Here is a 1038-nt window from a genome sequence, read left to right as displayed (position 1 = left end):
GTGCTTGTGCCCCTGGCTGGCGGCGTAGAGGAAGCTGCCGCTGCTCTCGCCGCTCTCGAACTCGGCGATCATCGCCTTGCCGCCGCCGCTGTAGCCCGAGACGCCCGAGATCGCCGGCGCCGCGTCGGGCGCGAGGATGCCGGCCTCGACCAGCGGGCGGATCAGCGCGATGGCACAGGTCGACCAGCAGCCGGGGTTGGAGACCAGCCGCGCCGAGGCGATGGCCTCGCGCTGGCCCTTCGCCATCTCGGCGAAGCCGAAGGTCCAGCCGTCGGCGACGCGGTGCGCGGTCGAGGCGTCGATGATGCGGGTGCCGTGCGGCTCGGCCAGCGTCACGGTCTGGCGCGCGGCGTCGTCGGGCAGGCAGAGGATGGCGACATCGGCCTCGGCCAGCGCCTCGGAGCGGGCGCCCGCGTCCTTTCGGCGTTCATGGGCGACCTGCACCAGCGCGATGTCCGCGCGGGCTTCGAGCCGCTCGCGGATCTGCAACCCCGTGGTTCCGGCTTCGCCGTCGATGAACACTTTCCAGGCCATGTGTGCCTCCTTGCTTCAGCCTCCCGTCCATAACAGAGGCCGTGGCAAAAGGAAACGCCACGGGCGGCGCCCGCAGCCGCCGTCAGCCGAGCGTCACGTCGAGGAACATCATCAGGATAAGCCCGAAGATGAGCCCCGTGGTGGCCCTGTTCTGGTGGCCGTTGCGGTGGGTTTCGGGCACGATCTCGTGGCTGATGATGAAGAGCATGGCACCGGCGGCGAAGGTCAGCCCCCAGGGCAGCAGGTGGCTGCTCACCGACACCGCGATCACCCCCAGCAGCGCCCCCCCCGGCTCCACCAGACCGGTGAGCGCGGTGTAGAACAGCGCCTTGCGCCGGTTGTAGCCGAGCCCCACCAGCGCCACCGCCACCGCCAGCCCCTCGGGGATGTCCTGCAGCGAGATGCCGGTCATCACCGAGATGCCGTTGGACTGGTCGACGCCGAAGGCCACCCCGATGGCCATGCCCTCGGGGAAGTTGTGGATGGCGATGGCCAGCACGCAGA

At 70.2% G+C, this 1038-nt stretch carries 2 protein-coding genes; both read right to left on the bottom strand.

What is annotated here, in order from left to right; all coding sequences use genetic code 11:
- Positions 1–534 (bottom strand): N-acetyl-gamma-glutamyl-phosphate reductase (gene argC, locus HC022_RS27365; RefSeq protein WP_167454470.1); only part of this gene is annotated, 534 nt, incomplete at its 3' end.
- 82 nt (positions 535–616) lie between these two features.
- The coding region (locus tag HC022_RS27360) for a ZIP family metal transporter (RefSeq protein ID WP_167454469.1) at positions 617–1038 on the bottom strand (422 nt) is incomplete at its 5' end.

The organism is Salipiger sp. HF18, from assembly GCF_011806505.1.
In the GTDB taxonomy this organism is placed as follows: Bacteria; Pseudomonadota; Alphaproteobacteria; order Rhodobacterales; family Rhodobacteraceae; genus Salipiger; species Salipiger thiooxidans.
Note: the sequence above shows the minus strand (reverse complement) of the source record. Positions and strands in the feature narration are given on the sequence as shown.